Raw genomic sequence first — 16,027 nt, 5'->3', positions numbered from 1 at the left:
ATAGAATAATATAGCTGTACCAATAATCGCAATGACTCCAGAACAAACAGCGCTAATTCCGATTTATCGCGAGCAGTGGCGACAAACTGGACTTTCGATAAAACCGCTCGATCGCCCGCAAGCGACAGCAGCAATCAACACCGCCTACAACATCATCGGCTGTCCTGAACCGGAAATTATTTTCTGTGACAGCCCTTACATAGCTTTGCAAGCAATTGAACCGCTAAGGATACGCGATTCTGGTCTGGGAATGGCAAGCGAAATCAGAAACAAAATTCATAATGAATTGTACGATATATTAAGAAGTCAACTCGGCAGGGAATTAGAAAATAAGATTTACAGCCAACTGTATAATCCGCTGTATGCTCAACTGATGAATCAACTCCACCTTCATGTTAAAGACGAAGTTTACATCAAATTAGCAAGGAAGTTGGGCGGGAGATTTCAGAGATTCCTGATCGATCAGGCTTATCATAATAACAGCATAGTTTCCGAACTCTCAGCCTGTCACGGAAGTTGGGTGGATTTTTGTATTGGCGTGTTAAATTTGGAGTACGATCGCCCTTTATACTCAGCCTTTAAATCTTTAGTGGAAAACTGCGGCTGGATTTACCCGTTTGAGAAAATGTGCTTTGTGTGCGATCGCCCGATCCAACTTCATTTTGATAGCGAATATTTGCTCCACGCAGAATGTCAAGCAGCGGTTGAATTTGCTGACAAGTTCAGTGTATACTCTTATCGCGGCGTGCGACTGCCGGAAATAATCGGTCAAGTTCTGCCGCAGTCTTGGCAAGCTTCATGGCTATTAACAGAACAGAATGCTGAAGTGCGCCGAGTTTTGATTCAGGCGATCGGCTATCCGAGAATTTGTCAAGAATTGCAAGCAACTGAATTGGATACTTGGCAAGAATATACTTTGTTGAAAATTGAGAATAATATTGACATAGAGCCAATTTATTTGTTAAAGATGACTTGTCCGAGTACGGGACACCTTCATGCTTTGCGAGTGCCGCCAAAAGTGCAATCGGCTAAAGAAGCGATTAGCTGGGTAAATTGGGGAATAGATCCCGAAGAATTTCAAGTGCAGACTTGACGCGAAAGTTGAGAGTTTTGAGTGCGCCAGTTGACAGTTCAAGAATTACAGCGCCCCCAAAGCAGCATTCTCCATCAGTCCAGAACAATTAAAAAATGTAGATTTACAGCCCGCACTTGGTACTATGTACTCTGGCAGCTAAAACCAACAACTTCAAATCGACATGAGCCAGCATTCAGACCGCATTGCCCCTCACGGCGGCATCCTGGTCAACCGCATTGCCACACTAGACCAAAGACAAGAATTTTTCGACAAAGCAGAAGTCTTGCCGCGAGTCCAGCTTTCGGATCGATCAATCTCCGACCTGCAAATGATCGCCATCGGCGCCCTGAGTCCCCTCAAAGGGTTCATGAACGAAGCTGATTATCGATCGGTCGTTAAACAAATGCGCCTCTCCAACGGTCTTCCTTGGTCGGTTCCCATCACCCTCTCGGTAACAGAAGAAGTCGCCGCCCCCCTGAAAGCAGGAACTTTAGTGCGCCTCGACTCGCCGGCGGGCGAATTTGTCGGGCTCTTGGAACTTGCAGAAAAATATCACTACAGTAAAGAAGAAGAAGCCGTCAACGTCTACCGCACCGACGATCTCAAACATCCGGGTGTCCAGGTAGTAGACAAATCCGGGCCCGTTAACCTCGCAGGCGACATTTGGCTGCTGGAACGCGAACCAGATCCCCGTTTCCCCCAATACCAAATTGACCCGGCGAAATCGAGAACGCTGTTCACAGAAAAAGGATGGAAAACCATAGTCGGTTTCCAAACCCGAAACCCCATCCACCGGGCCCACGAATACATCCAAAAATGCGCCTTAGAAACAGTAGACGGCTTGTTCCTGCACCCGCTAGTGGGGACGACAAAAGAAGACGACATCCCGGCTGATGTGCGGATGCGCTGCTACGAAATTCTGCTAGAAAAATACTATCCAAAAGATCGCGTAATTTTGGCAATTAATCCGGCGGCGATGCGCTACGCCGGGCCGCGAGAAGCAATTTTTCATGCTTTAATCCGCAAAAACTACGGCTGCACTCACTTTATCGTGGGGCGCGATCACGCTGGAGTTGGCGATTATTACGGCACTTACGATGCCCAATATATTTTTGACGAATTTGAGCCAGGAGAATTGGGAATTGTGCCGATGAAATTCGAGCACGCTTTCTATTGCACACTGACGGAACAAATGGCTACAACTAAAACAAGTCCCAGCACTCCCGAACAACGGGTGCATTTGTCTGGAACCAAAGTTCGGGAAATGCTGCGCGCTGGAAAATTGCCGCCGCCGCAGTTTTCCCGGCCGGAAGTCGCCGCAGAATTAGCCAAAGCCATGAATATTTTCAATTACGAGATTTAAATCTTGAACTTTGGTGGGGGCGACATTCTGAAGAGTTTTGAATTTTGAGTTTTGAGTTTAAATTTTACAAGTTTAAACTTAAAACTTAAAGCTCAAAACTTAAAAATTATCTTAATACTAAACACTCACAACTTAATTAAATTCCCTAAAATTATTGAGGGGAATTTAATTGAAAATTCAAAACTTAAAATTCAAAGCTATTTAAAAATGGGACTCAAGCGGCGGGAATTTTTTCAGGAAGCTGGCCGGGTGCTGGCAGCCATCGGAATCAGCGAGGCCCTGTGGCTGCGGTTGGGCGATGGCTACCTCCAAGCCTTAGCGCAACCGACTGCCAGGAAGTTGGCTTTGTTGGTTGGCGTTGACAAATATCCAGACTCGCCCCTGCACGGCTGCGTCACGGATGTGGAAATGCAGCGGGAACTGCTGATATATCGGTTTGGGTTTGTGCCCTCGGACATTTTGACTTTGACTGACGCTCAAGCTACCAGGGAAAATATCGAGACGGCTTTTGTGACTCACTTGAGGGAACAAGCAAAACCCGGTGACGTGGTAGTTTTTCACTTTAGTGGCTGCGGTAGTCGAGTCAGTTTGGCCGAATCTCCCGGAAAAATGCAACACAGTTTGGTGCCGGCGGATGATGTTTTGCCGTTGTTAGCCAACCGGGCGGTGAACGATATTTTAGAGGAAACGCTGTTTCTGTTGATGCGATCGCTCGCGACAGAAAATGCGATCGCCATCCTCGACACCAGCTACCATTATCGGGGTTTCCCCACAAACGGCAACTTTCGCATTCGCTCCCGCCCCCGCCCCACCATCGGCGAGCCGGGCCTCGCAGAATTAACGTTTGCCCAAGACCTCCGAACCCGCAAAAATCTTCGTCCTGCCGCGGCCGTACTTGCCGCAGGCGCGAATTCCCAACTCGCCGCCGAACAAGAGTGGGGCGGATTTACCGCAGGTTTGTTTACCTACGCCCTCACCCAAACTTTGTGGTGGGCAACTCCCGCTAGCAGCTTCAGCGTCAGTTTCAGTCGCGCTGCGGGTAATGTCGAGCAAATCGCGGGGTTATCGCAGCAACCGCAAATTCTCAATCACGATTTAACAACCGCGCCGGCGGCGAATTTTTCAAATTTAATGTTGAATTGCCCTGCATCTGACGGCGCTGTGACGGCGGTGGAAGACGGCGGCAAAACTGTGCAGTTGTGGCTGGGGGGGTTGTCGCCCTGGGTTTTGGAGTGCTGCGGGGGTTCTGTGTTTGCTGTGGATTCCTCAGCGGGCGCGAGGCTTTTGCTGCGGGGACGCACGGGCCTCTCTGCTAAAGCCCAAGTTTTAGATGGGTCTGCTCAAACAAACGGCGAATTAACTGTCGGCGAACTCGTGAGGGAAGAAATTCGGGTATTGCCGCGAAACATCGGTTTGACAGTAGCTTTGGACTCAGGTTTGGAACGCATCGAGCGCGTGGACGCTACCAGCGCCTTTGCGACTGTGCCGCAAGTTTCGGCGGTAGGCAGCGAGCAATTGGCTGACTGTCGGTTCGGCAGAGTCCCGGAAACGACTTTAGCCGAAACTTCCTCGGCTCACGAGCCTGCTTTGTATCCAAGCCGTTACGGTTTGTTTTCTTTGGCTCAAATGCTGATTCCCGATACTGAGGGCGACGGGGGAGAAGCAGTTAAGGTGGCGGTGCAGCGCTTGACTCCGCAGTTGAAAGCGCTGCAGGCTGGGAAGTTGCTGCGGCTGACTACCAATGAGGGGTCTTCGCGCCTGAAGGTGCGGGCGGTTCTGGCAACTACCGCACCGCAAGCGCGGGTCGTGGCACAGCGGGAGCCTGTGCGGGCCGAAAAATCTTACCGCCTGGAACCGCTGACCGGGGAAAGTGAGAAATCTGATCAGGTTTCTATACTAAGTGTGAACAACGCCAGCCGAATTCAGTGCAGATTGTATAACGATAGCGATCGCCCGGTTTACTTTGCGGTGTTTGACTCGAGCAGCGCGGGACGGCTGTCAGTGCTCGGCGCTGAGGCCAAAGACGGTGTGGGGGGGATGTCGCGGCCGATCGCTCCTGGGGAGAATGTGACCGTGCCGACGGCTGGGGCGATCGGGTGGGCGGTATCGGGGCCGATCGGACTTGCGGAAATTACAATTATATTTAGTGAGAAGCCCTTCGCTCAAACTCTGGCTGCAATAGAAGCCGAAATCCAGCAAACGAGGGATGCCCTGCCAATTCGAGTGTTGTTGAATCCTTTAAATGTGGCGCGGGCTGTGCTCGAAGATTTGCACGCGGCTAGCATTCCGGGGGTGCAGAAAGTGGGGATATCGACGGATGATTGGGCTTTGGATGTGAATGTTTGGGCAAGTCTGAGTTTTGTTTATCGGGTGGTTTAATTGAAAAATGGGGACTTGGGAATGTTTTCTATAACCTATAATCTGAATCTATCCCAGTACGAAATCGATAAGCTGTCGCGCATTTAAATTGCCTGTTAGAGGCGGGCGGGACGCCCAACCCACAAGAGTTTGATTGTTTTTTCACAGACCATTTAAATGCAGAACATCTTATTACTTTGGCTACGCTTAGCACGAGTCGAGCGGGAACAGCATAGCGGAAATATTGGGAATGTCAACTGCCAACTGTCAACTGCCAACTGTCAACTGTCAACTGTCAACTGACTGATAAAGCTTTTCTACCATTTGAGCCAAGCGTTTCATGGCAGTTTCAATCTCATCATTGGTCGCGGTCAAACTGATGCGTAAACACTCATGTTTGTGCTGCCAATCTTCCCGCAAACCAGGGAAGAAAGAACTTCCTGGCACGACAATTACGCCGACTTTTTTCAACTCTTGATATAGTTCCCAATCAGTCATTGGCAAATCTTTCAGCCACAACCATGCGAAAATTGCTCCTTCGCCCCGGTGCAAAAACCACGGCAAATCTTTCGGCATTGCTTGTTCTAGAGTGCTTTCTACGATCGCAAATTTGCTTTGATAGTACGGCCGAATTACGTTGATGGAAATATCGGCAAGAGCGCCGGAAGCAATGGCACGAGTTGCGATCGCCTGTCCGTATCTCGGCGAATGAATGCACATATTGGTCTGAAAACATTCTAATATTTGAATGATTTTTTCATCGCCGATCGCAATTCCGATTCTTTCACCCGGCAATCCGGCTTTCGACAAACTCATACAGTGCACGATATTGCCGCCAAAAATCGGCGTCATTTCGGTAAAATTCAAAGACGGGAAGGGAGGGCCGTAGGCGGAATCAACGAACACCGGCGCGTCAAAAGCGCCCGCTAAATCGGCAATTTTCTTAACTTCGTCGTCGCTGAGAACGTTGCCGGTGGGGTTGCAGGGACGGGAAAAAATGACGCAGCCGGTGGTTTGGTCGATCGACAATTGGCTGAAATCCGGGCGGTATTTGAACCTGTGAGCAGCCGCATCAATATCGAGGGTGGGTTTGCAGGCGACTACCGCTTCGGGAATCAAGCTAACGCCGCCGTAACCCGTGTAGTCTGGGCTCAGCGGTAAAACAATATTTTTAAGCTGTTTGCTGGTAGTGTAGCCGCCGAAAGCGTTGGCTGCGTAGAAGTAAATCGATTGACTTCCGGGAGTAATTAGGATATTGCGATCGGTCAAATTCAGTCCGTAACGCTGGTTAAAATCCGCCAATACCGCATTGATAAATGGCTGATAACCTTGACTGGAACCGTAGCGACAAACCACCTCGCCGTATTCTGGGCTGGCCAAAAGTTCCGCAGTGCAGTCGCGCCACAACTGTTCGACTTCCGGCAAAATCACCGGATTTCCGGCGCTCAAATTGATAAACTCCTGCCCGCTGCCGGCTCTGAGTGTTTCAATAATATCTTTCATAATTGCCCGAACTCCCGTGAGGTGGGACATCTGAGCGCCAAATTGAGTCAGGGCAGGGTTCATAGCAAATGCAGCGACAATGATAGAAGTTTACAGTTTACCTATAATAACTCCAGTCGCAGGCGTTAGCCTAGCTTATCTGGGGCATGGGTTGTCTATCGAACGTCTGATTAATTCAATAAACTCGATCGCACAGCGTTTTGTTTCTTCCCCTGTGCGCCGGAATATAAGATTCAGGGCATTTGTGGAGCTGGATCGATCGATCGATCGAAGAGTGTTTTTTGCCTAAAAATTAGCGAACGGAACAGCAATCTCTAATTCAAGAGTTGTAGTAAGATTTCACGCCGTCGGGCCCGATGAATTGCCGACACTTGACAACAACCATTGGAAAAATCTAAAATTAGCCGTAGAACCCGGTCGCAACAGAATTTTATGGGCTCCTGTTACTGCTATAATTACAGGTTTAATCCAGCCTCAAGAATCAGATTTGTTGCTAGCTCATTTTCATGATTCGCGGTTTGTTGACAGCGGTGCATTTTATTATCAATCCGACTAAAGCCAAGATAGCTCGTAAGGTCGCCCTTCGAGTGGCGTTACATAACAAAAACGTAAATTCTCCCCCAATTAATTGCCGTAAAATTCAACACACCAATGACACACTTTCCACTTATAGAATACGAGCAACTTACAGATCCTAAAGCCAAAGCAGTGTACGAAGAAATATTGACAGACTTGGGGTTTGGCATCGTCCCCAACCTGTTCAAGTCAATGGCAATCAACCCTGACATATTAGAAGCAAATTGGAAAAAATTCCGGGGAACAATCCTGCAAGGAGACTTACCCCGCACGCTTAAAGAAATGGTCGGCGTCGCTATTTCCCAATCAAATAATAGCGAGTACGCTCTCCAAGTTCACCTGCACGGATTGTCAGCCTTGGGGATGAGCGAAGAAATCCTGCGAACGCTAGTTTCTGACTTTGCCAACTGCCCTTTGCCAAAACGCGATAAAGCCGTAATTACCTTTGGCTTGCTGGCTGCTACCAAACCGCTGGAAATGACAGAAGCGGATTACCAAAACCTGCGGGATTTAGGGCTAGATGATGCGGAAATATTTGAGATTATTGCTACAGCAGACTTGTTTAGCTTTGTCAACCGATATACCGATGCAATAGCCCTGGAAATAGATGCTTTGTAATCTATATTTTATACCCATATTATGGGCGATCGGCTAGAAGATCAAGATCGAGAAGAGCTTCTGTTGACAGCCCGCCATTTGTTAGCAGAAGCTCAAGCGCTTTCCATCCGCATTTCCGCCGTCAATGAAATTGCCACTGCCATTAACCGCACCCTCGATCTGGGCCAAATTTTGCGGGTAGTAGGTAAGCAAGCCAAATGGCTGCTGGACTTTGAACACTGTAGCGTTTGCCTGCACAGCAATAACGCTTGCATGACTTTATTTGGCCCGCATATCCCTGTAGATATTTCAGCCCTGACAGAGGGCGGCCCTATTAAGAAAGCTTTCACAACACGTCAACCTCAATTAATTCAACAAGCGGATGCCACTGCTATTTTATCCCCCTACGCTTCGCAGATTATCCTTCCTTTGGAAAGCGAAGGTAAGGTTTTAGGAACCATTAATTTTGCCACAACCAAGCCGGGGGCTTACACTCAAGAAGACTTGCGGATTGGCTATCTTTTGGCTTTGCAACTATCCTCAGCCATCCGCAATGCTGAACGCTTTAAAGAGATAAATAGCCTGTATTCCGAGCTCGATGCCGAAAAGCACAAATCTGACCAGCTACTGTTGAATGTGCTCCCGGTTGAAATTGCCGAAGAGCTAAAAAATAACGGCAAAGTGGAACCACTTTATTATGATAGCGTATCGGTTTTATTTACTGACTTTAAAGGCTTTACTCAGTTATCTGAAAAAATGACGCCGCGAGAGTTGGTTGACGAACTAGACTATTGTTTTTCTTATTTTGATCGCGTGATGGATAAATACTCTATGGAAAAACTGAAGACTATTGGCGACAGCTATATGTGTGCGGCGGGAATTCCTACCCCTCGCCCAACACACGCCTTTGATGCTGTACTTGCTGCCATAGAAATTAGACAGTTCATGGATTTGCGAAAAATACAGAAAGCTCAACAAAATATCCCTTATTGGGATATCCGAATTGGCATTCATTCAGGCCCAATACTTGCTGGAGTAATTGGCAATAAAAAGTTTTCCTATGATGTCTGGGGAGATACAGTTAATACTGCATCTCGGATGGAATCTTCCGGCGTATCTGGAAATATCAATATCTCTCACGACACCTTTGAATTAGTTAGAGATTTTTTTGAATGCGAATACCGAGGAAAAATTTATGCTAAAAATAAAGGCGAGTTGGATATGTATTTGGTTCGCTATCTTAAATAAATTTGGGAAGGGCTAATTGCTAAGAAAAAATGGCTAATCGAGCCGTTAATCTATTTTAGATTTTAGATTTTAGATTTTAGCCTGGGTAATTACTGATTATTAGCACGGTTTGGATTGCTGGCCTACAGCTGCAGTTTTTTTAACGGATGTTAGATTTTGAAATAAAACTCAACTATGAACTGAGAATATATAGCTCGAAGTTTTTTCTCAGGGGATCGCTATTGTATCGCAGTGTCCCCAGGCTATACTAAAATAATCGAGTTGTAGATTTTAATTTTTAATTATTTATGCGTATTTGGCAAGCCGATTTTTACCGCCGCCCTCTCCAAGATGAGGCGGGTAAACCACTCTGGGAACTCTTAATTTGCGACTCGGAAGGCAGTTTTCAATTTAGCGCTGTTTGCCGCCAGGGGGACGCAAATTCTAATTGGCTAGCTTCGCAGTTGCAGCAGCAAGCTCAAACCCAAAATTTGCCAGACTTGATTCAAGTATTTAGACCTCAGTCTCTGGGCTTAATCGAAGCTGCGGGCCAAGTATTGGGTGTCAAGGTAGAAGCGACTCGGCGCACTGCGGCTTTGAAATTGCTGCTGCAACAACGCGCAAAAGAATATTTGAGTATGCCTAATTATACAGGTGAAACTTACAGTGCGATCGCCCTTGACTCGCCACCGCCCGTACCCTTACCCGAAAACCTCTGGGGCGATGGCTGGCGTTTTGCTTCCCTACCCGCCGGCGATATTGAAGAGGCTTTCCAAGGGCGTCCCCTGCCAATTTTGGAAATGCCAGAATTGCTGTTACCGCTGAATTTGGGCTTGGCCTCAACAGTACCCGTACCGGGAGTTGTAATTGACGGCGGACGCCAGTCTATGCGCTTGGCTAGATGGCTTCAGGACGCCAAACCTTTTTCTTTGAATTATATCGCTGGAGAACCTGACGGATTGATATTGGAAGCTGGGTTAGTAGATAGGTGGGTTGTGGCTACTTTTGAAGATAGCGAGGTGAAAGCCGCAGCCCAAATCTACCAACAGCGCAAGCAATTAAGTAAAGGATTACATTTTTTGTTAGTCCAGCCCGATGATAGTGGCATGACTTATACAGGCTTTTGGCTGTTAAATTTTGATCGATAAGATGTAAATAATATTATTTGTGAGGTCGATCGCGCGCCGAAAAATAGTAAAGCACCGCCCGAACTCAGTTCCCGCCGATACAGACTCAAGCACAAATTTTAAAACCGCTTCTTGAACTAGCGAGAGATCGTGCTGAAAATTTATTCTACAACTAAAATCAAGCCGTTTTGGATTCCCTGACACACTCGGTTGATGTGACACTGGTCTTTTTCGTTCAGACCTTTCTGGGCTAGCATTGCTGATTTCAGCAGCCGTCTGTCAAGGGGGGTAATCTGGCGAAAAGCAAAGATGCGCTCGACGATCGCCTCGATCGAGATTTTGGGGAGGTTAGCAGAGCTGACTGTCATGGTCTTAACACGCTAAAAGTTGATAACAGAACTGTGTATCTTTATTTTTAAAGATTTTGTGAAGGTACTTTGTGATTAATATCACATATTTTTTGTGACAATATAGTGTATATAGGGTGACTTTTGTCACGAAATCTTCAATTATCTTTACGCCAACTTAACGATGGCCCGATAGAATCACTGTGGTAAAACTCAAGCAGAGGGTAAAAATGGCACAAGCAAAAATCGGAATTATCGGCGGCAGCGGTTTGTATAAAATGGAGGCCCTCAAGGATATTGAAGAGGTGAAAATTGATACACCTTTTGGATCACCATCGGATGCCGCAATTGTGGGAACATTGGACGGTACGCCGGTAGCATTTCTGGCTAGACACGGCCGCAACCACACTTTTTTGCCCTCAGAAGTGCCATATCGTGCAAATATTTATGCAATGAAGAGTTTGGGAGTTGAGTATTTAATCTCAGCCTCGGCGGTTGGTTCCCTGAAAGCAGAGGCGAAACCTTTAGATATGGTAGTGCCCGATCAGTTTATCGATCGCACAAAAAATCGAGTTTCTACCTTTTTTGGAGAAGGAATTGTTGCTCACATCACATTCGGCGATCCGGTTTGCGGCGAATTGGCTAAAGTATTGGCAAGTGCGATCGAATCCTTGAACCTCACCGACGTTACCCTGCACCGGGGCGGCACTTACGTCTGCATGGAAGGCCCCGCATTTTCCACAAAAGCAGAATCCCACCTTTACCGCAGTTGGGGGGCGACAGTCATCGGCATGACAAATTTGCCGGAAGCAAAACTAGCCAGAGAAGCAGAAATTGCCTACGCAACTTTAGCATTAGTCACCGATTATGACTGCTGGCACGAAGATCACGACAGCGTAACAGTAGAAATGGTAATAGCAAATTTACACCGCAATGCAGAGAATGCTCAAAAAGTCATTCAAGAAACAGTCCGTAGACTAACAGAAAACCCCCCAGTATCTGATGCACATTCAGCTTTGAAATATGCAATTCTGACTCGGCTGGATCAAGTGCCGACCGCAACTAAGGAGAAAATGGGCTTGTTGTTGCAGAAATATTTGTAAAACGAACCGTGAAGACGCAAAAAGCGCGAAGGAAAAACTGCATCCCTTCTTTCTCTTCCTTCGCGTCCTTAGCGTCTTCGCGGTTCATTTAATCTTACGACCTATTCGTTATCCTATAGTTGACGATTATTTCTGAAGGATTAATTTATCAACTGCTTGAATGCGTCGTGTTCCCGAATTTTTTCTAAATCAGCTTCACTTTTAGCCAACTCTTTACACACATTCGGATTGAGATTGAGGGCGCGCTTTAAATTTTCAATTGCTAATTCAATTTTACCTTGTAGCGCATAACATCGGGCTTTGTTGTACCAAATTCTGTAAAAATCAGGCCGAATTTTAGCAGCATTGTCGTAGGAAGCGATCGCAGCTTCGTATTTTTGCAATTTGGAGAGTGCAACGCCTCGATTGTTCCAAGCGTCAGTATAATCATTTTTAATTTGTAGGGCTTGATTGTAAGAAATTACTGCTTGTTCGTACTCCTGCATTTTGGAAAAAGCAACGCCTCGGTTGTTCCAAGCATCGGCATAATCGGGTTTGGCTTGAATTGCTTGTTCGTAACAGCCGATCGCCTCCTGGTACTTCTGCAACTCCAACAATACCACGCCTCGATTGTTCCAAGCATCGGGATAATTCGGGCGAATTGTAGTAGCTTGTTCGTAAGAGGCGATCGCCTCTGGATACCGCTGCATTCTCGTGAGCACTACTCCTCGGTTGTTCCAAGTATCGGCTAAATCCGGCTGAATTTTCAGGGCCTGATCGTAAGCTGCGATCGCATCTTGATAACGGTTTTCAAAGAAACAAGCATCTCCCTGTTTAGCATAGTCGGCGGCAGTCAATAACTTTTGGTAATTGCCATAGTTAACCGGAGCAAATTCTTGAATTTGGGCATCGGGGAATAAAAGGTCTGTTTCTGCCTCGGCCGGGTGACTTTGGTGTTGAATTTCGCCTAAGATAGTTTCAGCGTCCGAAATTAATAGTTTTAATTGAGAGATTGTATCGTAATGGAGACTTTCAATTTCTTGGCGAGCAATTGTTGTCTGCTTGGACAATTTGCTCAACAGAAACCAAACCCCGACTCCGGCTGCTGTCGGAAACAAAGTTAGGGCTATTACCAGCCCGTTAAGCAGTACCGCCGTGCGCCCAAAAGCAATGTCAACTTCTTCTTGAACTCGATCGCGAATTTCTTCTTTAAGTTGCTGCTGTGAGAATTCCTGCTGAACCAACAGTGCCACCCTCGGTTCAGACGCAGAAACGCTACTGGCGCAGACTAGAATAGTCAAAAGGGCGATCGGGCTAATACTTTTTCTAAAGATACTTGACAAACGCATTGCCTTAGTGATACGCACCTGAGTTGCGATTTCCATGTGTCAAGAGATGCTGATAACGATGATCCCAGACTAGCCCATTTGTTCACAAACTATTAAATACAGGATATCTGTTGTGCAGTCCCCTCCGATCAAATTGCTGACGCAAGAATTGCTAGACGAAGTTGCCGCTTCCTCCCGCCGCAGTCCCCGCCAGCGACAAAACTACAATTTCCATGATTTGTCTGAAAAAGTGCAGCGGTTTGTCAACGTGCTGCAACCAGGCACTTACGTCCGCCCTCACCAACACCTGCGCCCGCCTGCCGTTAACGGTTTTGAGTTTTTTGTGGTGATTCAAGGAGAAGTCGGTATTGTTATTTTGAACGAAAACGGTCAAATCCTGCGCTCCTTGCGAGTCAGCGCGGCAGGCCCGACTCGCGCTGTCGAACTGCCAGAGGGCACTATTCACACGTTAGTAGCTTTGACACAGGATACTGTGATTTTGGAGTTTAAGGAAGGGCCTTACGACGTGGGGGCTGATAAAGACTTTTTGGCAAGTTTTCCTGCTGAGGGAACTGCGGCGGCGCGAGAATTAGTCCTGATTTGGGAAGCGGAATTTAACAGTTGACTGTTGACTGTTGACTGTTGACTGTTGACTGTTGACTGTTGACTGTTGACTGTTGAGTGTTAACTGTTAACTGTTGACTGTTGACTGTTGACTGTTAAAAATCTAAAATTTAAAATCGGTTGGCTGTTGACTGTTAAAAATCTAAAATCTAAAATCTAAAATCTAAAATCGATGGGCTGATTACTAATTACTGATGAATCTAATTGTCGTCATCCGATTGTATAAATCCGGGGCGTTGCGAATGATTTTTCTCAAGAGCTCATCCGTCACCCAAAAGACGAGGGGAAACGAAAATGTTTTGCTGAATTCGCTGCATAATAGGTTGGTAGAAACGAGCAATCGATCGATCGTCTCCACTGATTCCAAACCGAGGATCATTAAAGCTGGAGGCTGTTCCCCGTCTATTTCTGCTGCCATTGTCCTGTAGAGAGTTGTCGCCGATTTGGGCAAAAACAGTTGCTGCGGTTTCACGGGACAATTTACTTGCAGCCGATCGACTATTTGCTGCCGCAAAGCCAGCGAGTTGCAGTTGACTAAAACGAAAGAAAAGTAACCTTGGGAAAGACGGAGCGTCCGAATTAAAGTGGATAACGACCGCTCGTTATATTTAGCTGCATCGTCTTTAGCTGTATTTTCTGAGCTTTGCTCGACCAACATAAATTGCATATTTTTTATCTAGTTTTAGAGATTTTCTAGATTAAATGATGTTTCTAAAGAAAATGTGAAGATTGGAAATTTATTTTTCCTTTAAAAACATTTGGGTAACTATACCACGGTTTTAAATTAATATCAATAGTCCCATCGAAATAGTCCGATCGACAGATTTGACTTGAACCACTCAAAAAGCACCTGCGACGGCACAACACAATTATAGCCACCGCAGAACGAAGAAGCATATTTCGCAAGGGTTTCAGCAATTAATAACGTTCTAAATATCTGGCACAATTTCTAGATTAAATGTAATTTAAAATACAAAAAAATTACCTAAAATTCTCAGCCAGCGGCAAAGTAAACCAAAAACTTGCCCCAGCACCGGGAGTGCTAATTACCCCTATTTGGCCGCCGTGAGCACCAATAATTTGGCGACAAAGATATAGCCCCAAACCCAAACCGACGGAGTGTCGAGATTGATCACCCCTAACGTAAAGGTCAAAAAGATGTTCGCACTGTTCCGGCAATATTCCCGCCCCGTCATCTTCCACGGTACAGTAAATCATTCTACTTCCGGGATTGGAGATTGGTGATTGGGGATTGGTAATGGGGGATTTGTCGATGTCTTGTTTTGCTGTGCTTTGATTTATAGTTAATTTTTCCGCATTGATTACTTGAGCCGAAACAGTTAAATTCAGTCCTGGAAAATTGTGTTTTAAAGCATTAGTAATTAAATTAGAGAAGACGCGCCACAACTGAGTTTTGTCAGCATTCACGGCTGGCAAATCATCTGGCACCAAATTTTTAAAAGTAGCTTTACCCTCATTCATTAAAGGCTCCAAATCTGTCGCAGCAGCTTCAACTATCGCCCTCAAATTAACCGATTCGCAGTGCAGAACCAAACCGCGCAATTCCCCGGCGTGAACTTCCAGCAGCGAATTTATCAAGCGCAATTGCTGCTCGCTACCTTGAATCATCCGCTCCAAAATAGAACGGGGAATTGCGATCGAATCCCCAGTTTTCGTCTGCCAATTTTTCAGCACCATTAACATTCCCGCTACCGGGTTTCGCAAGTCGTGAGAAAGAGCGTGGATAAACAGCCGCAGCGATTCTTGTGCCTGTTTGCGCTGCGTGATATCCTCAATTAAACCCTCATAATAAAGCACGCCGCCGCTGCTATCCCTTACCGCCCGCGCCTTCTCAGAAATCCAGACAATACTGCCGTCACAGCGGTAAATTTTAGATTCAAAATCCGATACTGTGCCGCTTTCCTCGATCGATCGCAAAAACTCATTTCTGCGAGCCGGATCAACGTACAACTGCCGCTCAATATCAGTAAACTTTGCCGTCACTTCTTCCGGAGAGTCGCAGCCGTAAATGCGCGCCAAAGCTGGATTTGCAGTAATATAACGGCCATCGGGAGTGCTTTGAAAAATCCCCTCGCCCGCATTCTCAAAAATGCTGCGGTACTTCGCCTCCGCCTCTTCCAACTGCTGGTAAGCAGATTCCAACTCACGCCTGGTACTAAACTCTTTCCGTTGCAGACATTCGTACCAATAAACCGACAAATCGCAAATCAAACAAATCCAAAACAAATATAAGTACAACCCGGTCAACTTAAAAGGAGTATACTTAGCAAAACTTAGATTTAAAACCAAATTTATCCCGACGTGGCAACACAAAACGCCGAGTTGAGAAATCAGGTGGAGGCGCCAGCGGACGGGCATCAGCGTAGCTTGGATCAGAAACGCTAAAATCCAGGTAAAAATTGGTAATTCCCCTGCTTGTGCGACAGCTAGCCCAACCTGTACAACTACCGTCAGCGACCACGAAAAACCCAAAAATAGCAAACCGGGATAGCGCTGTCCGAAGGAGGTTTTTTGCAACACAAAACAGGTCAACAAACCCAATTCTACAGCAGCGCTCGTGTACAAATAAACACTTTCAAACTCCTGGCGAACGAAGAATCTTTCGCCCAGAAAATAGACCGTTATTGTGAAGGCAAAAAAGATGGCAATTCCGACAGCAGGGCGCAGCCGCTCTCGGAGGAAGCGATCGCGCCACACCTCGTAAACCGTTAATGCCTGAACTGATTTTGCATTGCCCAAATAGTTCATACCATTTTAGATTTTAGATTATATCAATTCCGGTTGCACCGGAATGACTGT

The 16,027-nt window shown here is 46.4% G+C and carries 13 protein-coding genes; 8 read left to right on the top strand and 5 right to left on the bottom strand.

Going from position 1 to position 16,027, the window contains the following annotated elements; translation table 11 throughout:
- Nucleotides 1-31: 31 nt before the first annotated feature.
- The 3 genes from QUB37_RS12755 to QUB37_RS12745 all read left to right on the top strand — a co-directional run bounded on the left by QUB37_RS12755 (nucleotide 32) and on the right by QUB37_RS12745 (nucleotide 4,817).
- Nucleotides 32-1,093: a DUF6745 domain-containing protein gene (locus QUB37_RS12755; protein WP_333162432.1), complete on the top strand. Its 1,062-nt coding sequence runs from the start codon at nucleotides 32-34 to the stop codon at nucleotides 1,091-1,093.
- A 163-nt stretch (nucleotides 1,094-1,256) separates the two neighbouring features.
- Complete coding sequence (gene sat, locus QUB37_RS12750; RefSeq protein WP_333162430.1) at nucleotides 1,257-2,438, top strand: sulfate adenylyltransferase; 1,182 nt, start codon at nucleotides 1,257-1,259, stop codon at nucleotides 2,436-2,438.
- Between the two features lie 207 nt (nucleotides 2,439-2,645).
- A complete protein-coding gene (locus QUB37_RS12745; RefSeq protein WP_333162428.1) occupies nucleotides 2,646-4,817 on the top strand; it encodes a caspase family protein in 2,172 nt (723 codons plus the stop codon).
- A gap of 267 nt (nucleotides 4,818-5,084) precedes the next feature.
- Here QUB37_RS12745 and QUB37_RS12740 read toward each other — a convergent pair whose 3' ends face one another.
- Nucleotides 5,085-6,362: a valine--pyruvate transaminase gene (locus QUB37_RS12740; RefSeq protein WP_333162426.1), complete on the bottom strand. Its 1,278-nt coding sequence runs from the start codon at nucleotides 6,360-6,362 to the stop codon at nucleotides 5,085-5,087.
- Between the two features lie 588 nt (nucleotides 6,363-6,950).
- Between QUB37_RS12740 and QUB37_RS12735 the strand changes: the two genes are divergently transcribed.
- From QUB37_RS12735 to QUB37_RS12725, 3 genes are all read left to right on the top strand, one after another.
- Complete coding sequence (locus QUB37_RS12735; RefSeq protein WP_333162424.1) at nucleotides 6,951-7,493, top strand: peroxidase-related enzyme; 543 nt, start codon at nucleotides 6,951-6,953, stop codon at nucleotides 7,491-7,493.
- A 21-nt stretch (nucleotides 7,494-7,514) separates the two neighbouring features.
- Nucleotides 7,515-8,720, top strand: a complete 1,206-nt coding sequence (locus QUB37_RS12730) for an adenylate/guanylate cyclase domain-containing protein (protein ID WP_333162422.1) — start codon at nucleotides 7,515-7,517, stop codon at nucleotides 8,718-8,720.
- 287 nt (nucleotides 8,721-9,007) lie between these two features.
- Nucleotides 9,008-9,847 carry a Tab2/Atab2 family RNA-binding protein gene (locus QUB37_RS12725; protein ID WP_333162420.1) on the top strand — a complete coding sequence of 280 codons (840 nt, stop codon included), beginning with the start codon at nucleotides 9,008-9,010 and terminating at the stop codon, nucleotides 9,845-9,847.
- A 140-nt stretch (nucleotides 9,848-9,987) separates the two neighbouring features.
- Here QUB37_RS12725 and QUB37_RS12720 read toward each other — a convergent pair whose 3' ends face one another.
- Nucleotides 9,988-10,194, bottom strand: coding sequence for a hypothetical protein (locus tag QUB37_RS12720; protein ID WP_015177188.1), 207 nt, complete (start codon nucleotides 10,192-10,194; stop codon nucleotides 9,988-9,990).
- Nucleotides 10,195-10,403: 209 nt separating this feature from the next.
- Here QUB37_RS12720 and QUB37_RS12715 point away from each other — a divergent pair, with 209 nt between their 5' ends.
- On the top strand, nucleotides 10,404-11,276 hold the full coding sequence (locus QUB37_RS12715; protein ID WP_333160785.1) for an S-methyl-5'-thioadenosine phosphorylase: 873 nt from the start codon (nucleotides 10,404-10,406) through the stop codon (nucleotides 11,274-11,276).
- Nucleotides 11,277-11,416: 140 nt separating this feature from the next.
- On the opposite strand, the gene QUB37_RS12710 is transcribed toward QUB37_RS12715, so the two are convergent.
- Nucleotides 11,417-12,640 carry a tetratricopeptide repeat protein gene (locus QUB37_RS12710; RefSeq protein ID WP_333162418.1) on the bottom strand — a complete coding sequence of 408 codons (1,224 nt, stop codon included), beginning with the start codon at nucleotides 12,638-12,640 and terminating at the stop codon, nucleotides 11,417-11,419.
- Nucleotides 12,641-12,716: 76 nt separating this feature from the next.
- Between QUB37_RS12710 and QUB37_RS12705 the strand changes: the two genes are divergently transcribed.
- Nucleotides 12,717-13,208 (top strand): WbuC family cupin fold metalloprotein, encoded by a 492-nt coding sequence (locus tag QUB37_RS12705; protein WP_333162416.1) that lies wholly within the window; start codon nucleotides 12,717-12,719, stop codon nucleotides 13,206-13,208.
- Between the two features lie 183 nt (nucleotides 13,209-13,391).
- Here QUB37_RS12705 and QUB37_RS12700 read toward each other — a convergent pair whose 3' ends face one another.
- Both QUB37_RS12700 and QUB37_RS12695 read right to left on the bottom strand, forming a co-directional pair.
- The gene (locus QUB37_RS12700; RefSeq protein WP_333162413.1) at nucleotides 13,392-13,874 is read right to left on the bottom strand and encodes a hypothetical protein; all 483 of its coding nucleotides are present in this window, start codon (nucleotides 13,872-13,874) and stop codon (nucleotides 13,392-13,394) included.
- 314 nt (nucleotides 13,875-14,188) lie between these two features.
- Nucleotides 14,189-15,976 (bottom strand): PAS domain-containing sensor histidine kinase, encoded by a 1,788-nt coding sequence (locus tag QUB37_RS12695; RefSeq protein ID WP_333162411.1) that lies wholly within the window; start codon nucleotides 15,974-15,976, stop codon nucleotides 14,189-14,191.
- Nucleotides 15,977-16,027: the final 51 nt, after the last annotated feature.

The sequence above is a fragment of the Microcoleus sp. AT3-A2 genome, from assembly GCF_036705685.1.
Taxonomy (GTDB): Bacteria; Cyanobacteriota; Cyanobacteriia; order Cyanobacteriales; family Microcoleaceae; genus Microcoleus.
The sequence above is the reverse complement of the archived record's forward strand: the minus strand, read 5'-3'. Positions and strand labels throughout refer to the sequence as shown.

Bases quoted from the DNA above. Each gene is read 5' to 3' on its own strand.
- QUB37_RS12755 (WP_333162432.1), top strand. From the start codon at position 32: ATGACTCCAGAACAAACAGCGCTAATTCCGATTTATCGCGAGCAGTGG.
- sat (WP_333162430.1), top strand. From the start codon at position 1,257: ATGAGCCAGCATTCAGACCGCATTGCCCCTCACGGCGGCATCCTGGTC.
- QUB37_RS12745 (WP_333162428.1), top strand. From the start codon at position 2,646: ATGGGACTCAAGCGGCGGGAATTTTTTCAGGAAGCTGGCCGGGTGCTG.
- QUB37_RS12740 (WP_333162426.1), bottom strand. From the start codon at position 6,362: ATGAACCCTGCCCTGACTCAATTTGGCGCTCAGATGTCCCACCTCACG.
- QUB37_RS12735 (WP_333162424.1), top strand. From the start codon at position 6,951: ATGACACACTTTCCACTTATAGAATACGAGCAACTTACAGATCCTAAA.
- QUB37_RS12730 (WP_333162422.1), top strand. From the start codon at position 7,515: ATGGGCGATCGGCTAGAAGATCAAGATCGAGAAGAGCTTCTGTTGACA.
- QUB37_RS12725 (WP_333162420.1), top strand. From the start codon at position 9,008: ATGCGTATTTGGCAAGCCGATTTTTACCGCCGCCCTCTCCAAGATGAG.
- QUB37_RS12720 (WP_015177188.1), bottom strand. From the start codon at position 10,194: ATGACAGTCAGCTCTGCTAACCTCCCCAAAATCTCGATCGAGGCGATC.
- QUB37_RS12715 (WP_333160785.1), top strand. From the start codon at position 10,404: ATGGCACAAGCAAAAATCGGAATTATCGGCGGCAGCGGTTTGTATAAA.
- QUB37_RS12710 (WP_333162418.1), bottom strand. From the start codon at position 12,640: ATGGAAATCGCAACTCAGGTGCGTATCACTAAGGCAATGCGTTTGTCA.
- QUB37_RS12700 (WP_333162413.1), bottom strand. From the start codon at position 13,874: ATGCAATTTATGTTGGTCGAGCAAAGCTCAGAAAATACAGCTAAAGAC.
- QUB37_RS12695 (WP_333162411.1), bottom strand. From the start codon at position 15,976: ATGAACTATTTGGGCAATGCAAAATCAGTTCAGGCATTAACGGTTTAC.